This is a genomic window from Bartonella sp. AP57NXGY (genome assembly GCF_042195805.1).
Classification (GTDB): Bacteria; Pseudomonadota; Alphaproteobacteria; order Rhizobiales; family Rhizobiaceae; genus Bartonella.
In genome coordinates this window covers 1-1,052 of the sequence record NZ_JBHIOZ010000359.1, presented here as the reverse complement: position 1 = coordinate 1,052, position 1,052 = coordinate 1, and the positions used below count along the sequence as shown (strand labels likewise).

General features: G+C 43.6%; 1 protein-coding gene. It reads right to left on the bottom strand.

The features are described 5' to 3' along the window. Positions 1 to 7: 7 nt before the first annotated feature. Positions 8 to 334: a dATP/dGTP diphosphohydrolase domain-containing protein gene (locus ACFIL8_RS10845; RefSeq protein WP_375610982.1), complete on the bottom strand. Its 327-nt coding sequence runs from the start codon at positions 332 to 334 to the stop codon at positions 8 to 10. Positions 335 to 1,052: the final 718 nt, after the last annotated feature.

The following is a 1,052-nucleotide window of genomic DNA, read 5'->3' as shown; positions in this document are numbered from 1 at the left end:
ATCTCCTTTAATTTTTATGAGGGCGGTCATCATGACCAATCTGTTGTGCTTCGCATTCCATTAAAAAAAGAATGCAACAAGCCGCATGTGCCAAGTGTGATAAATCACTCTCAGCATCCTTATGCTCTCCACCAAACCATGCTAATAAATGACGTAAAGCAGCACCGTGTAACCTGCTCCAGTGCATGCCATTACGCCAATTGTTTGCTCCGTACTTCTTTGCCCCAAACTCTAAAACTTTACCAATTTCAAGCAGTGCCAACGGCGGTATAAGCTCTACACGAGGCTTACCATCATCATTCTTATGCGCTTCATTTGCATTATGTGAACACATATAAACTCTGTCGCCACCATATTCTTCAGTGCCGCAAACATATGCATTTCCATAAATCTTGGCCTTACCATAAACCACGGCATGACCGAACACCTTAGCAGCATCACAAACCTTGGCATAACCACAAACCTTGGCGTTGCCATAAACCTTGGCGCTGCCATAAACATGGATATTATCGTAAACGTAAGCATTACCAAAAACCGCAGCTTCATCACAAACCTTGGCATTGCCAAATACATGCGCATTACCACAAACCTTGGCGTTGCCATAAATCGCAGCTGCTAAAAGAACATTGGCATTCTCATAAACACGGGCATTGTCATAAACATGAGAAAAACCAAGAACCTTGGCATTGCCAAAAACACGTGCATCACCATAAACCCATGCCCTATTCCCAACCCAACAATCGCCCTCATGAGAGAGGTTGCCTTCACTCTCTACAAAACCACCAACATCACCTGCTTTAACTTTTCCAAAGCTTCTCAATGCACGAATGCGGTGAATAGTTTTTCCAGCAAACTCAATTGTTTCATCAGTAAGTTCGTATTTCTTTTCTACAGCCATCATCACCTCCTTAAGGCTGCAAAGTCTCACGCGCGCTATCAACGCCGGAACTTTTTGCAAATGTAGTCATTGGGGGGTGTTGCTCTTGCATTAATCTCTGCAAGCGCTCGGGATAAAAAAAATCTTCTGGACGCAAATCTATCCCATGATCACG